We start from the raw sequence: 13,086 nt of genomic DNA, 5'->3' as shown, positions 1-13,086 counted from the left end.
CGAGAAGAAATCGTTGCCGCGCGGCAGAGCCGAAGGCGCTGCGCGCCAAGCTAAGGGACTGTGCGTCTCGATACTCATCGTCATACTAAGTCCGCGAAAAAATCGTTGCCCTTATCGTCGATCACGATGAAGGCCGGGAAATCCTCCACCTCGATTTTCCAGACCGCTTCCATGCCGAGTTCGGGATATTCCAGCACTTCGACATGACGGATGTTATCGCGCGCCAGCACGGCGGCGGGGCCGCCGATCGAGCCGAGGTAGAAGCCGCCATGCGCCTTGCAGGCATCGCGCACGGCGCGCGAGCGGTTGCCTTTGGCCAGCATCACCAGCGAGCCGCCGGCCGCCTGGAATTCGGCGACGTAGCTATCCATCCGCCCGGCGGTGGTCGGGCCGAAACTGCCGGTCGCCATGCCTTCCGGCGTTTTGGCGGGGCCGGCGTAATAGACCGGATGGTTCTTGATGTAATCGGGCAGGCCTTCGCCGCGATCGAGCCGTTCCTTGAGCTTGGCGTGGGCGATGTCGCGCGCCACCACGATGGTGCCGGTGAGGGCGACGCGGGTCTTGACCGGGTGTTTCGACAGTTCGGCGAGAATTTCGGGCATCGGGCGGGTCAGGTCGATCCGCACGACGTCGCCGCCCAGATGCGTGTCGGTCACTTCCGGCAGGTATTTCGCGGGTTCGGTTTCCAGCTGTTCGAGGAAGACGCCGTCCTTGGTGATTTTCGCCTTGATCTGGCGATCCGCCGAGCACGACACGCCGATGCCGACCGGCAGCGAAGCGCCGTGGCGCGGCAGGCGGATGACGCGGACATCGTGGCAGAAATATTTGCCGCCGAATTGCGCGCCGATGCCGATGCGGCGGGTGAGGTCGAGAATGTCCTGTTCGAGCGCCAGATCGCGGAAGGCGTGGCCGGTGGCATCGCCCGTGGTCGGCAGTGCGTCGAGCCATTTGGTCGAGGCGAGCTTGACGGTCTTCATTGTTGCCTCGGCGGAGGTGCCGCCGATCACGATGGCGAGGTGATAGGGCGGGCAGGCGGCGGTACCCAGTGTTTTTATTTTAGTTTCAATGAATTCTATGAGTTTCTTCGGGTTCAGGATTGCCCTGGTTTCCTGATAGAGAAAGCTCTTGTTGGCCGATCCGCCGCCCTTGGCGACGAACATGAGGTCGAACTCCTCGGCGTGGGAGTCGCCGGACGCGGCCAGAATATCGCATTGCACCGGCAGGTTGGTGCCGGTGTTGACCTCGTCATACATGCTCAGCGGCGCCATTTGCGAATAGCGCAGATTGGTTTCGGTGAAGGTGCGATAGACGCCGTGCGAGAAGGCTTCTTCCTCGTCACCATCAACCCAGATGCGCTGGCCCTTTTTGCCGAACACGATGGCGGTGCCGGTGTCCTGGCACATCGGCAGCACGCCGCCGGCCGCGATATTGGCGTTCTTGAGAAATTCCATCGCGACATAGCGATCGTTCTGCGAGGCCTCGGGATCATCGAGGATGGTCCGCAACTGGCGCAGATGGGCCGGGCGCAGCAGATGCGACACCTCGTGGAACGCCTCGAACGTCAGGGCGGAGAGCGTTTCGGGCGCGATCCGCACGATGGTTTTGCCGCCCGCCTCGATCGTGGTGACGCCGGCAAGGTCGAGCTTGCGCCACACCGTATCGTCATGTCCGAGCGGAAACATGGTGGAGAAGGCGAAATCGGCGGTCTTTTTCACAATGGCGTTCATGGCGATCCCCAATGCTCCATACTCTGTCGTTCAGTCCTTGGCGGGCGGCCGGCGGCGAAACGCATCGAGGCTGACAACCTCGGCGGGGCCGCTTTCGGCCGGCGGCGCCGGCTCGGCTTGCGGTTCGGGTGCCGGCGGCTCAGGCTCGATATCGGTGTTGCCGTGCAGCGCGAATTGCAGGCCGAACCGCACTTCGGGGTCGGCGAAGGCGGTCAGCGCCGCGACCGGGATCTGCAGGGTCGAGGGCACGCCGCCAAACGACAGTTTCACCGAAAACCAGCGCTCCGCCTCATCGACCATCAGGTCGCGATACTGGTGCTGCAGCACGATGGTCATTTCCTCGGGATATTGCGCGCGCAGGCGATCCGGCATCACCACGCCTTGGTGCCTGGTGTCGAAGGTCACGTAGAAATGATGCCCGCCGGGCATGCCTTCGCGCGCGGCGTGCTGCAGGGCGCGCACCGCGACCAGGCGCAACGCCTCCTCGGTCCATACATCGTAGGGCAACAGGCTGTCGGGGATCGGCGTGTCGTCTTCGGCCATAGGTCCAATCTGCTCTTCGCTATCGGTGCGCACGCATAGCGCGCAGCGCGCCGGAGGCCAACCGTCAGGCCGGCAATTCAGCGTCCATCATGGTCATCTTGCATAATGACGGTAGTATTTTTCGGTCACGAGGTCGGTTTTCACCAGCACGGCGATGTCGGTGGTGTTGAACTGCCAGTCGATCACCGCGCCGTCGCCGACGAAACCGCCGAGGCGCAGATAGCCCTTGATCAGCGGCGGCAGGCCGGCGAGCACCTGGCGCGGCTCGATCGCGGCGGGGTCGAGCCGGCACATGTCGACGTAGCGATCCGCCACCGCGCGCAGCCGGATCGGCTCGGGGGCGAGGTGATTGGTGTAGAGATAGGTCAGGTCGGCCGCGAGCCCATCGAGATCGGTGCCCTGCAGGCTGGCGCAACCGAACATCAGCTCGATGCCGTGCTGAAACACATAGGCCGCGATGCCGCGCCATAACAGCTGCATCACCGCGCGCGAGCGGTGGGTTTGATCGACGCAGGAGCGGCCGAGTTCGAGTAACCGGCCAGGGAACCGCTCCAACAGGGTCAGATCGTATTCATCGGCCGAGTAGAACCGGCCGATCTTGTCGGCGGCCTCCTGGCGGATCAGGCGGTAGGTGCCGACCACGCCACGGGCATCATCCGCGATATCGTGATCGATCACCAGTAAATGATCGGCGATCGGGTCGAACTGGTCCCGGTCGCGCCGGCTGGCGAGGGTGCCGGCATCGGGCCGGGCGCTGAGCTCTTCGTAGAACACCTTGAACCGCAGCGCCTGGGCGGCATCGATCTCATCGGCGGTGGTGGCGAGGCGGACGCCCAGATTGCCGGCGCGCAACTCCTCGAACAGCGGCTCCTGGCCGATCGCGAGCACGGCGGTCATTCGGCAGCACTCTTGGCGGCGGTATGCATATTGTCCGGCGGGCTGGTCGCCGGTGCCGTGGCGTCGTGCGGCCCGGCCTCGGCCCGGAGTTTGCGGCCGAACAATTCGATCTTGAGCGACATCAGCTCGAAGCCGTGCCGTGCGGCGACGCGCCGCATCAGGATCTCGGTTTCCGGCTCGTCGAACTCGATGACCTTGCCGCTCTCCTGGTCGACCAGATGGAAATGATCGCGATCGCCCGACATTTCATAGCGCGCCCGCCGGCTGCCGAGGTTGCGCCGCTCTAATATGCCGTGCTGCTCGAACAGGCGCACGGTCCGATAGACGGTAGCGAGTGAGATGCGCGGGTCGAGCGTGTGGGCCAGGCGGTGCAGTTCATCGACATCGGGATGGTCATTCGCTTCGGACAGGATACGTGCAATGGCGCGGCGCGGGCCGGTCATTTTGAGCCCGATTTCCATGCACAGACGCTCAATGCGGGTCTCCATCAGGCGCGTTGTGAACTATCTGAGCCGCCCGGTCCACCCCAAACGCACGGGTACGGGCCAGCCCGTGCGCGGCCGAATCGGATGTGGCTCGCGGCGTGTTGATCTTGCGGCCGCTATAATTCTAAGACACGAAATAGTATCATACAAAATATGTAAATAAAGCGACGCTGCGTTCGGTTCCCGCTGCATCTCGATTGCCTGACCCGCCGTACTCACCTACAAGATGTTCGATGGCACAGGTTTCATTCTTTTGAGTGACGGCACGGCCGGGGTGGCGGCAGATGACGGGCTCGCCGCTCTGCTACGCAGGTGTGCCGAGCGTGACCCCCTCGCGTTGCGCGCTCTTTATGATGCGATGGCGCCAACCATGCTCGGTGTCGCGCTCCGGCTGTTGCGCAACCGCCCGCACGCCGAGGAAACGCTCCAGGACGCGTTTTTGCAGATCTGGCGCAATGCCGACCGGTTCGATACCCAACGCGGCTCGCCCAAGGCCTGGATGATCGGTATTCTGCGTTACCGCGCGCTCGATCGGCTGGAAAACGAAAAGCGCCATACCGGGACCGATGAACTGCCGGACGTCGCCGCGGAACTGCCGGTCGATATCGAAGACAGCCGCGCTCTTTCGAGCTGCATCAACGAACTGCCCGAGAACTGGCGCCGGTCCGTCATGCTGTCTTACGTCGAAGGTTATTCGCACAGCGAAATCGCTGATCTCACGAAAACGCCCCTGGGCACCATCAAAAGCTGGATCGTTCGATCGCTTGATGCGTTGAAGAAATGTCTTGAACGATGAGTGACCTGATCGCCCCCACCCCGGATCGCGCGGGTCTGTATGTTCTTGGCCTGCTGCGTGGCCAGGAACGCCGTGAGTTCGAGGCCGATCTCGCGGTCGACCCGGTGCTTGCCATGGAAGTTTCGGCCTGGGAAGTCAGGCTGTTGCCACTCTCGCTCGCGGTGCCGCCGGTCGAACCCTCCGAATCGGTGTGGCTCGAAATCCAGCGCATCCTGTCACCGCGCGACAGCGCCAGCCCCGTGCAATCACCGACATCCCTGCGCCGTCGGCCGACCTGGCGGGAAAGCTTCTGGGATAACGTCGCCGTCTGGCGCGGCGTCGGCGGTATCGCCGTCGCCGCCGCCATCGCGATCGCCGTGCTCCGCCCGCAACCGACCCCCGCCCCAGGCCTGGTTGCCGTGCTCGCGAGCAAGGCCGGCCCGGTGTTCACCGTCGCCTTGCGCAGCGATGGTGGCATGAACATCGCACCGGTTGGTGACATCAAGCCGCCGGCGGGCAAGGTGTGGCAGTTGTGGGCGGTCGCGGGCGGTGAAAAACCGGTGGCAATCGGCTTCGTTTCGGCGATGCCCAGCGTGCTGCCGGCCCACCAGATCCCGGCCGATCTGCGCAAGCGGAATATCCTGATGGCCGTCACGGTCGAACCGCCGGGCGGTTCGCCGACCGGCCAACCGGACACCCCCATCGTGTTCGCCGGCCCGATCCTGCCGGTCAACAACGGCGCCTGATCAGAGATCCAAGGTGGGCTGCACCGCACCGGCACCGCGCGCGTTGGTCTGCACACCGATATCGCCATCGTGAAAGCGGATCGTCAGCTTGCGTGATGCCGCCGCCGCCTTGGCCGAGGTGACCGGCTCACCCTTCGGGTTGATCGCGAGCGCGAACCCCCGCGCGAGCACGGCGTTGTAGGACACGCTCTCCAACCGCGCCGCCGCCGCATCGAGCCGCAACCGACTTTCGCGCAGCCGTGCGGTCGCCGGCACCGCCAGGCGTTGCGCCAGCAGCGCCACCTGATGGCGCTTGGCCGCGATCAATTCGCGCGGATGCAGCAACCGCCCCGCCAGCCGATCGAGCGCCGCGCGCCGCACGATGAGCAGCGCCGGCAGCGCCAGAACCAGACGCTCACCCCGGTCGTCCAGCCGTTGCCGCGCCGCACCCACCAACGCGGGCAGGTCAGGCAAGCCGGAAGCCGCCCGATCGAGTCGCAACCGCACGGTCTGTGCGATTCGCAGCAACGCCCCAGCCAGCCGCGCACCCGACTGCGCCAGATCGGCCGCCAGCGCGATCCGGTCCGGCACCGCCAACTCGGCCGCTGCGGTCGGAGTGGGCGCCCGGCGATCAGAGACGAAATCGATCAGCGTGGTGTCGGTTTCATGCCCGACCGCCGAAATCAACGGAATCGGGCTCATCGCCGCCGCGCGGACCACCGCCTCGTCGTTGAACGCCATCAGATCCTCGAGCGAGCCGCCGCCGCGCGCGATGATCAGCACATCGGGCCGGGGGATGGCGCCATCGGGCGGCAGGGCGCCGAAGCCTGCGATGGCGGCGGCGATCTGTGCTGCGGCCCCTTCGCCCTGCACCGCGACCGGCCAGAGCACGATGTGGCTGGGAAAGCGGCGGGCGATGGTGGTTTTGATGTCCTGGATGACGGCACCCTGTGGCGAACTGACCACGCCGATCACGCGCGGCAGCATCGGCAAGGCCCGCTTGCGCGACGCTTCGAACAGGCCTTCCGTCAGCAGCCGCAGCCGCAGCGCCTCGATCCGCGCAAGCAGCGCGCCTTCGCCGGCATAATCCAGCCGCTCGATGATCAACTGATATTCCGACCGCTCCGGATACGACGTGATCCGCCCGGTCGCGATCACCTCGATGCCGTTCTCCGGCTTCATGCCGATTCGCGACGCGTTGCCCTTCCAGATGATCGCGCGGATTTTCGCGCCCTCGTCCTTCAGCGCCATATAGGTATGGCCCGAGGCGTAGAGCTTCATTTCGGTGATTTCGCCGCGCACCCGCACCCGCCCGAACGCGGTTTCCAGCGTGCGTTTTACCGCACCGGCGATTTCGGACACGGTGAGTTCCGGCAGATTGCCGGCTGGTGGGGGCAGGGTTTCGCTCATGGGGCGGGACTATGCTAAGCGCCCGCTCGCATGGCAAGCAGGAGGGCACGGGATGCAGGTTCTGATTATCGGCAATGGCGGGCGTGAGCATGCGCTGGCCTGGAAGCTCGCGCAAAGCCCGTTGCTGACCCGCCTGTTCATCGCCCCCGGTAATCCCGGTACCGCGCAGCATGGCGAAAACGTGCCGATCGCGGTGGATGACATTGCCGGGCTGGTCGGGTTCGCCGCATCGAACGCGATCGATCTGGTGATCCCGGGGCCGGAACTGCCGCTGGCGCTCGGGATTGCGGATGCGCTGACCGAATCCGGCATCGCCTGTTTCGGGCCGAGCCAGGCGGCCGCACAGCTCGAAGCCTCGAAGCAGTTCACCAAGGCATTATGCGATGAGGCGGCGATTCCGACCGCCGCCTGGGCGAGTTTCACGGATGCGGTAGCAGCGCGCGCCTATCTGGCCGACCATCCGGCGCCGATCGTGATCAAGGCGGATGGACTGGCCGGCGGCAAGGGTGTGGTGGTGGCGGCGAGCGATGCCGAGGCGGAAGCCGCGATTGCGGCGATGCTGGAGAATGGGGTGCATGGTGCGTCGGGTTCGAGCATCGTGATCGAGGAGTGCATGACCGGCAGCGAAATGTCGTTGTTCGCGCTGTGCGATGGCGAGACGGCGTTGTTCTGCGGCACCGCGATGGACCACAAGCGCGCCTTCGATCACGATACCGGTCCGAACACCGGCGGCATGGGCGCGATTGCGCCGCACCCGGCGGCGACGGACGCGCTGATCGAGACCATCATGGCCGGCATTATCCGCCCGACGCTGGCGACCATGGCGGCGCGCGGCAGCCCATTCCGCGGGTTTCTGTTCGCCGGGCTGATGCTGACCGCGACCGGTCCCCGGCTGATCGAGTTCAATGCGCGGTTCGGCGACCCGGAATGCGAGGCGCTGATGCCGCTGCTGGGGAGCGATTTGTTGCCGCTGCTGACCGCCGGTGCCCATGGCACGCTCGATGCGGCGATGACGCCGGTCTGGCGCGATGCGGCGGCGGCGACCGTGATCATGGCGGCAAAGGGCTATCCGGGCGCGTACGCCAAGGGCAGCGCGATCGATCTGGGTGAGGCGGTGGCGTTGCCGGATACGGTGGTGTTCCATGCCGGCACCGCGCTGGCCGCTGACGGTCTGACCAGCGCGGGCGGCCGCGTGCTGGCGGTGACCGCGACCGGTGGCGGTGTGGACGAGGCGGTTGGGCGTGCCTATCGGGCGGTGGATGCGATCGCGTTTCCGGACGGATTCTGCCGGCGGGATATCGGGGCGGCGTCGGGTCAACGCGCGTAGATATGATCCTCGGTCACTTCATCGTAAATGGTTGCGGGCTCGGTTCGCAGCCGCGCAAAGCCGGTCTTCTCTAAAACGCGGATCGATCCGGTGTTTCTGGTATCCACCGAAGCCAACATCTGCCGTCCCGGAAACATCTCCTGGACGGCACCGATCAGCCAGGCCACGGCTTCGGTGGCAAACCCGTTCCCCCACGCGTCGGGACTGATCATATAACCGATCCATAGCCCTCCATCGGCGAACAGCGTCGCTTGCAGCGTGCCGATATGGCGGCGTGGATCACGCCGGATGATGACCCAGTTCAACCATGTCTCACCGCTGCCATCCGGTGCTCCGGCCTCGAATTCGCTGAATTCGGCGGCCATGGCGCCGATCGTGCGCGGTGGTCGCCGTGGAATGTAACGGTAAAGCCGGTCATCCTGGAACGATTCGAACAAAAAATGGGCGTCGGCCTTGCCGAGCGGTCTGATGTCAAGCCGTGCGGTGAACGAAATAGCGGGCGTCATTCCATGATTGTCCTGTTCTGGCAGCGCATCGTTTGGACAGTGTCTATTCCGCGATACCCGGCCAGAAATCATCCGCCTTGATCTGCTCGAACGACCAGAGGCAGGCGCGTGGAAAACTCTCGCGGCCGAGGCCGGTCGCGCGGGCGGCGCCGATGCTTGCCAGCCGGTATGCAGTGGTGATCAGGTCGGGCAGCGCCGCTTTCAGGCTCGGATTGTCGGCCAGATGATCGGCGAGCCGCGCGCGCTGCTCCTCGATCGAAAACAACCACCTGTTGCCGCGGAACGTCGGCTGGAATTGGCATTTCAGCAAACGTGCCAGCAGCAGCGCGAGGCGATTGACCAGCTCGCGCTTCTCCGATTTGCCCATGCTCTCGATTTCCTCGGCGATGTTCGCAAAATCTGCCTCGAAGAACCGGCCGGATCGGAGCGGGGCTGCCTGTTCTTGGGCCCAGGCGTAGAAAGCCTGCTCATAGAGGGTCGAATTGCTCATCACCTGCACTCTTCCGCCGCGCGGGATTCAGGGTAGGGCATCGGGCGGCCGGCGTCACGCCAAAACCGTCACCCGCTCGCGGCGCATCGCTGCGGCCAGGGCGGTGACATCGTCGAGTACGGTGGCGATCAGTGCGGCGGAAGCTTTGCCCTGATCGTCGAGCCCGGCGGCCATGCGGTCGATCAGGGCGGAGGCGACCACCGCGCCATCCGCGTGGCGGGCCACGATCGCGGCCTGTTCGGGGGTGCGCACGCCGAAGCCGACCGCGATGGGCAGGCTGGTGGCCGCACGCAGGCGCGGGATGTCGCGCGCGAGGTCGGCGGCGGAGGCGGTGCGGGTGCCGGTGATGCCGGTGATCGACACGTAATACACGAAGCCCGAGGAGTCTTTCAGCACCACCGGCAGACGCGCATCGGAGGTGGTGGGGGCGACCAGGCGGATCAGGTCGAGCCCGTTCGCCCGCACGTCCGCCAGCATCAGATCGGTCTCCTCGGTCGGCAGATCGACCACGATCAACCCATCGACCCCGGCGGTCGCGGCATCGGCGGTGAAGCGGGCGACGCCGTAGGACAGGATCGGGTTGAGGTAGCCCATCAGCACCAGCGGCACGGTGTCGTTGCCGGCGCGAAAGTCGCGCACCAGGCCGAGGGTGCCGGCAACGGTGGCGCCGCCGGCCAAGGCGCGGCGGCCGGCCTGCTGGATGGTCGGGCCATCGGCCATCGGGTCGGTGAAGGGCATGCCGATTTCAATGATGTCCGCACCGCGCGCGGCCATGCCGGCGAGCAGGGCGGCCGAAGTCGCGCGATCGGGGTCGAACGCTTCGACGAAGGTGATCAGGGCGGCGCGATCTTCGGATTTCAGCCGTGCGAACGTGGCGGCGATCCGGCTCACAGTTTTGCTCCGAGATGCTTCGCGACCGTGAAAATATCCTTGTCGCCCCGGCCGCACAGATTCATCAGGATGATCTGTGACGGGTCCATCGCGGGCGCGATTTTCGCGACATGCGCGAGCGCATGGGCCGGTTCCAGCGCGGGGATGATGCCCTCCGTCGCGCAGCAGAGCTGGAACGCTTCCAGCGCCTCGTCATCGGTGACGGCGACGTATTCCACCCGGCCGATGTCGTGCAGATGCGAATGCTCCGGCCCGATGCCGGGGTAGTCGAGCCCGGCCGAGATCGAATGGGCTTCGAGGATCTGGCCATCCGCATCCTGCAACAGATAGGTGCGGTTGCCGTGCAGCACGCCGGGCCGGCCGCGCGAGAGCGAGGCGGCGTGCTCGCCGGAATCGAGGCCGCGCCCGGCGGCTTCGACGCCGATCAGTTTCACCTCGTCATCGAGCATCGGGTGGAACAGGCCGATCGCGTTGGAACCACCGCCAATCGCGGCGATCGCGACATCCGGCAGGCGACCTTCGGCCTCGATCATCTGGGCGCGCGCCTCGGTGCCGATCACCGATTGGAAATCGCGCACCATGGCGGGGTAGGGGTGCGGGCCGGCGGCGGTGCCGATGATGTAGAACGTGTCGCGCACGTTCGCGACCCAGTCGCGCATCGCATCGTTCATCGCATCCTTCAGCGTGGCGGCACCGGAGGTGACGGGCACCACCTCGGCGCCGAGCAGCCTCATGCGGAACACGTTGGGCTGCTGGCGCTCGACATCGACGGCGCCCATGTAGATCACGCAGGGCAGGCCGAACAATGCGGCGACGGTCGCGGTCGCAACACCATGCTGGCCGGCGCCGGTTTCCGCGATGATCCGCGTCTTGCCCATGCGCTTGGCCAGCAGGATCTGGCCGATGCAATTGTTGATCTTGTGCGCGCCGGTGTGGTTCAGCTCATCGCGCTTGAAATAGATTTTGGCACCGCCGAGTTTGCGGGTCAGCCGCTCGGCGAACCACAGCGGGCTCGGCCGGCCGACGTAATGCTTCATGTAATAGTCGAATTCGGTCTGAAACGCCGGGTCGCGCTTGGCTTCCTCGTAAGCCGCTTCCAGCTCCAGGATCAGCGGCATCAGCGTCTCGGCGACGAACCTTCCGCCGAACGCGCCGAAGCGGCCACGTTCGTCGGGCAGGTTGCGCAGGGAATTCGGGATCGGTTTGTTCATGGCGGCTCTCCAATGAACCGGAGATAGCCGATATGACGATCAGGTGAAACCGGGCCGGGCGCTATTTATCGCCGGCGGCGGCGATCAGCGCATCGTCCAGTAAGGCGGCGCGCTGGGCGGCGGGCCGTGCTGCCAGACGCTGGGCATAGGCCTCGAACGCGGGGCGTTTTTCGATCGTGCCGAACATCAGGCCGAAGGCGATCTGCGAGCCGACATAGACATCGGCGGCCGAAAACTGATCGCCCAGAATGAAGTCACCCTGCCCGACCGCCTGCTCCAGCGCGTCCATCACCGCAGTATAACTGCCGTAGCCGGTCGATATTTCGCGTCCCGCCGGCACTTCGAAGCCGAATGCCTTGTTGGTCACCGCCGCCTCGTAGGGGCCGGCCGCGAAAAACATCCAGCGGAAATAAGGGCCGCGCCGCTGATCGCGGAGCGGCGGTGCCAATCCGGCCTCGGGAAACGCATCCGCGAGGTAGGCGCAGATTGCCGCGGTTTCGGTGACGATCGTATCGCCGTGCTGCACCGCGGGGACTTTGCCCATCGGGTTGATCGCGAGGTAGTGCGGCGATTTCATCGTCGTTTTGTAGTCGAGCAGTTCAACCCGGTAGGGCTGGCCGATCTCCTCGAGCATCCAGCGCGCGATGCGGCCGCGCGACATCGGGTTGGTATAGAGGATCAGATCGCTCATGTTTCCAACTCGCTGTCCCAATACAGGAAGTCGCGCCAGCTTTCGTGCAGGAAATTCGGCGGAAACGCCCGGCCGCGATCCTGCAATTCCCAGCTGTTCGGCCGGCGCGGCGTTTCATACGGGAACATCTTGCACTCGCGCGGCAGTTTCGAACCCTTGCGCAGATTGCACGCACCGCAGGCGGTGACCACGTTTTCCCAGGTCGTGCGGCCGCCGCGCGCGCGCGGGATCACGTGGTCGAACGTCAGATCCGGCGCGGGCAGCCGATCGTGGCAATACTGGCAGGTGAACCCATCGCGCAGAAATACGTTGAACCGGGTGAACGCCGGCTGGCGCATCGAGGGCACGAAATCCTTCAGCGCGATTACCGAAGGCAGCTTCATCGACAACGAGACGGAATGCACCTCGTGCTCGTATTCCGACAGGACGGACACACGATCGAGAAACACCGCTTTCACGGCGTCCTGCCAGGCCCAGAGCGATAATGGAAAATAGGAGAGCGGACGGAAATCCGCGTTCAGCACGAGAGCGGGGAAATTCTGCCCGCCGTCAGGCATCAGGCGCACCGCACCGGACCGCGGCCGGACTGAACAGGTCCCAGAACGGGGACCAACGCTTGAGGGCGTTTCGGAAATCGAATCGCCAGATGTCGTGGCAGGCCGAATTCATGCGCGCTTTATGACAAAGACCGGCCAAGCCCGCAAGCCGAAGCCGGTTGGGCGAAACCCTTGTCATCAAACTTAAACAACGGTCGCGAAGCCCTTCTGCAGCGCCAGCGCGCCGGCCGAGAGGCCCGAATCCTCGATGCCATGCGCCAGTTTCGGTACATACAGCGCCTGCACCGGCACATCGTTTGTGCGCAGCACCGCCTCCGCGTCGCGCGAGCGCGAGACCGGCACCACCTGATCCTCGATGCCATGAACCAGCAGAACCGGCGGGCGGCCGGTGAGTTCGCGCGCGAGCGAGTCCGGGTCGATCAGCGCACCGGAAAACGCGAGAATCGCGCGCGGCGGCACGGCGCGGCGCAGGCCGGTGAACAGCACGGTCATCGCCCCCTGGCTGAAGCCCATCAGCGCATAGGCATCGGGCGGCAGGCCCAGGCGTGACAGTTCAGCATCGAGAAACGCATCGAGGGCCACCCGCGCGCGCCTGACGCCGGCCGCAAGCTTGGCGGGATCGCGATCGCCGATGTCGAACCATTGCCTTCCGTGCGGCGCCATGGCGAAGGGTTCGGGCGCGTGCGGCGAGACGAAGGCCGCCTCCGGCGCGGCTTTCGCCCAATAGGGTGCCAGATCGATCAAATCATTGCCGTCGGCACCGACGCCGTGGCACAGCACGATGAGTTGCTTCGCGGCACCCGCGGCCTGTCCCCAACGCGGTCCATCCAGTACGTCCATCCTGATCCCTC

15 protein-coding genes are annotated in these 13,086 nt (G+C 65.4%); 3 read left to right on the top strand and 12 right to left on the bottom strand.

Annotation, left to right across the window (positions count from 1 at the left end):
- Nucleotides 1–80 precede the first annotated feature (80 nt).
- The 4 genes from B7X49_RS05950 to B7X49_RS05935 all read right to left on the bottom strand — a co-directional run bounded on the left by B7X49_RS05950 (nucleotide 81) and on the right by B7X49_RS05935 (nucleotide 3,655).
- Entirely contained in the window at nucleotides 81–1,727 is a 1,647-nt protein-coding gene (locus B7X49_RS05950; protein WP_286702663.1) for a fumarate hydratase, read from the bottom strand.
- A gap of 30 nt (nucleotides 1,728–1,757) precedes the next feature.
- Entirely contained in the window at nucleotides 1,758–2,270 is a 513-nt protein-coding gene (locus tag B7X49_RS05945) for an SspB family protein (RefSeq protein ID WP_286702662.1), read from the bottom strand.
- 93 nt (nucleotides 2,271–2,363) lie between these two features.
- Nucleotides 2,364–3,167 carry a GNAT family N-acetyltransferase gene (locus B7X49_RS05940; RefSeq protein WP_286702661.1) on the bottom strand — a complete coding sequence of 268 codons (804 nt, stop codon included), beginning with the start codon at nucleotides 3,165–3,167 and terminating at the stop codon, nucleotides 2,364–2,366.
- Complete coding sequence (locus B7X49_RS05935) at nucleotides 3,164–3,655, bottom strand: Fur family transcriptional regulator (protein ID WP_286702660.1); 492 nt, start codon at nucleotides 3,653–3,655, stop codon at nucleotides 3,164–3,166. The genes B7X49_RS05940 and B7X49_RS05935 overlap by 4 nt, the downstream gene beginning before the upstream one ends.
- A 250-nt stretch (nucleotides 3,656–3,905) precedes the next feature.
- On the opposite strand from B7X49_RS05935, the gene B7X49_RS05930 reads away from it, so the two are divergent.
- Both B7X49_RS05930 and B7X49_RS05925 read left to right on the top strand, forming a co-directional pair.
- On the top strand, nucleotides 3,906–4,448 hold the full coding sequence (locus tag B7X49_RS05930; RefSeq protein WP_286702659.1) for a sigma-70 family RNA polymerase sigma factor: 543 nt from the start codon (nucleotides 3,906–3,908) through the stop codon (nucleotides 4,446–4,448).
- Entirely contained in the window at nucleotides 4,445–5,173 is a 729-nt protein-coding gene (locus tag B7X49_RS05925) for an anti-sigma factor domain-containing protein (RefSeq protein ID WP_286702658.1), read from the top strand. Before B7X49_RS05930 ends, B7X49_RS05925 begins: the two co-directional genes overlap by 4 nt.
- Here the strand turns inward: B7X49_RS05925 and xseA are convergent, their stop codons facing one another.
- Nucleotides 5,174–6,562, bottom strand: coding sequence for an exodeoxyribonuclease VII large subunit (xseA, locus tag B7X49_RS05920; protein WP_286702657.1), 1,389 nt, complete (start codon nucleotides 6,560–6,562; stop codon nucleotides 5,174–5,176).
- Nucleotides 6,563–6,614: 52 nt separating this feature from the next.
- Between xseA and purD the strand changes: the two genes are divergently transcribed.
- A complete protein-coding gene (gene purD, locus B7X49_RS05915; RefSeq protein ID WP_286702656.1) occupies nucleotides 6,615–7,889 on the top strand; it encodes a phosphoribosylamine--glycine ligase in 1,275 nt (424 codons plus the stop codon).
- Here the strand turns inward: purD and B7X49_RS05910 are convergent.
- The 7 genes from B7X49_RS05910 to B7X49_RS05880 all read right to left on the bottom strand — a co-directional run bounded on the left by B7X49_RS05910 (nucleotide 7,877) and on the right by B7X49_RS05880 (nucleotide 13,075).
- Nucleotides 7,877–8,395: a GNAT family N-acetyltransferase gene (locus B7X49_RS05910; RefSeq protein WP_286702655.1), complete on the bottom strand. Its 519-nt coding sequence runs from the start codon at nucleotides 8,393–8,395 to the stop codon at nucleotides 7,877–7,879. The two genes, purD and B7X49_RS05910, sit on opposite strands and share 13 nt — an antisense overlap.
- A gap of 43 nt (nucleotides 8,396–8,438) precedes the next feature.
- Nucleotides 8,439–8,885, bottom strand: coding sequence for a DUF29 domain-containing protein (locus tag B7X49_RS05905; protein ID WP_286702654.1), 447 nt, complete (start codon nucleotides 8,883–8,885; stop codon nucleotides 8,439–8,441).
- Between the two features lie 54 nt (nucleotides 8,886–8,939).
- On the bottom strand, nucleotides 8,940–9,776 hold the full coding sequence (gene trpA, locus B7X49_RS05900) for a tryptophan synthase subunit alpha (RefSeq protein ID WP_286702653.1): 837 nt from the start codon (nucleotides 9,774–9,776) through the stop codon (nucleotides 8,940–8,942).
- Nucleotides 9,773–10,987, bottom strand: a complete 1,215-nt coding sequence (gene trpB, locus B7X49_RS05895; RefSeq protein ID WP_286702652.1) for a tryptophan synthase subunit beta — start codon at nucleotides 10,985–10,987, stop codon at nucleotides 9,773–9,775. Before trpB ends, trpA begins: the two co-directional genes overlap by 4 nt.
- 61 nt (nucleotides 10,988–11,048) lie before the next feature.
- On the bottom strand, nucleotides 11,049–11,678 hold the full coding sequence (locus tag B7X49_RS05890; RefSeq protein ID WP_286702651.1) for a glutathione S-transferase family protein: 630 nt from the start codon (nucleotides 11,676–11,678) through the stop codon (nucleotides 11,049–11,051).
- Entirely contained in the window at nucleotides 11,675–12,235 is a 561-nt protein-coding gene (locus B7X49_RS05885; protein WP_029310852.1) for an HNH endonuclease, read from the bottom strand. The genes B7X49_RS05890 and B7X49_RS05885 overlap by 4 nt, the downstream gene beginning before the upstream one ends.
- Nucleotides 12,236–12,418: 183 nt before the next feature.
- Nucleotides 12,419–13,075: an alpha/beta hydrolase gene (locus B7X49_RS05880; protein WP_286702650.1), complete on the bottom strand. Its 657-nt coding sequence runs from the start codon at nucleotides 13,073–13,075 to the stop codon at nucleotides 12,419–12,421.
- Between the last annotated feature and the right edge of the window lie 11 nt (nucleotides 13,076–13,086).

This window comes from Acidiphilium sp. 34-64-41, from assembly GCF_002282635.1.
Lineage (GTDB): Bacteria > Pseudomonadota > Alphaproteobacteria > Acetobacterales > Acetobacteraceae > Acidiphilium > Acidiphilium rubrum.
This window is presented reverse-complemented; position numbering and strand designations above follow the sequence as displayed.

Excerpts from the sequence above, each read along its gene's own strand:
- B7X49_RS05950 (WP_286702663.1), bottom strand. The coding sequence starts at position 1,727 with ATGAACGCCATTGTGAAAAAGACCGCCGATTTCGCCTTCTCCACCATG.
- B7X49_RS05945 (WP_286702662.1), bottom strand. The coding sequence starts at position 2,270 with ATGGCCGAAGACGACACGCCGATCCCCGACAGCCTGTTGCCCTACGAT.
- B7X49_RS05940 (WP_286702661.1), bottom strand. The coding sequence starts at position 3,167 with ATGACCGCCGTGCTCGCGATCGGCCAGGAGCCGCTGTTCGAGGAGTTG.
- B7X49_RS05935 (WP_286702660.1), bottom strand. The coding sequence starts at position 3,655 with ATGGAGACCCGCATTGAGCGTCTGTGCATGGAAATCGGGCTCAAAATG.
- B7X49_RS05925 (WP_286702658.1), top strand. The coding sequence starts at position 4,445 with ATGAGTGACCTGATCGCCCCCACCCCGGATCGCGCGGGTCTGTATGTT.
- xseA (WP_286702657.1), bottom strand. The coding sequence starts at position 6,562 with ATGAGCGAAACCCTGCCCCCACCAGCCGGCAATCTGCCGGAACTCACC.
- purD (WP_286702656.1), top strand. The coding sequence starts at position 6,615 with ATGCAGGTTCTGATTATCGGCAATGGCGGGCGTGAGCATGCGCTGGCC.
- B7X49_RS05910 (WP_286702655.1), bottom strand. The coding sequence starts at position 8,395 with ATGACGCCCGCTATTTCGTTCACCGCACGGCTTGACATCAGACCGCTC.
- B7X49_RS05905 (WP_286702654.1), bottom strand. The coding sequence starts at position 8,885 with ATGAGCAATTCGACCCTCTATGAGCAGGCTTTCTACGCCTGGGCCCAA.
- trpB (WP_286702652.1), bottom strand. The coding sequence starts at position 10,987 with ATGAACAAACCGATCCCGAATTCCCTGCGCAACCTGCCCGACGAACGT.
- B7X49_RS05890 (WP_286702651.1), bottom strand. The coding sequence starts at position 11,678 with ATGAGCGATCTGATCCTCTATACCAACCCGATGTCGCGCGGCCGCATC.
- B7X49_RS05885 (WP_029310852.1), bottom strand. The coding sequence starts at position 12,235 with ATGCCTGACGGCGGGCAGAATTTCCCCGCTCTCGTGCTGAACGCGGAT.
- B7X49_RS05880 (WP_286702650.1), bottom strand. The coding sequence starts at position 13,075 with ATGGACGTACTGGATGGACCGCGTTGGGGACAGGCCGCGGGTGCCGCG.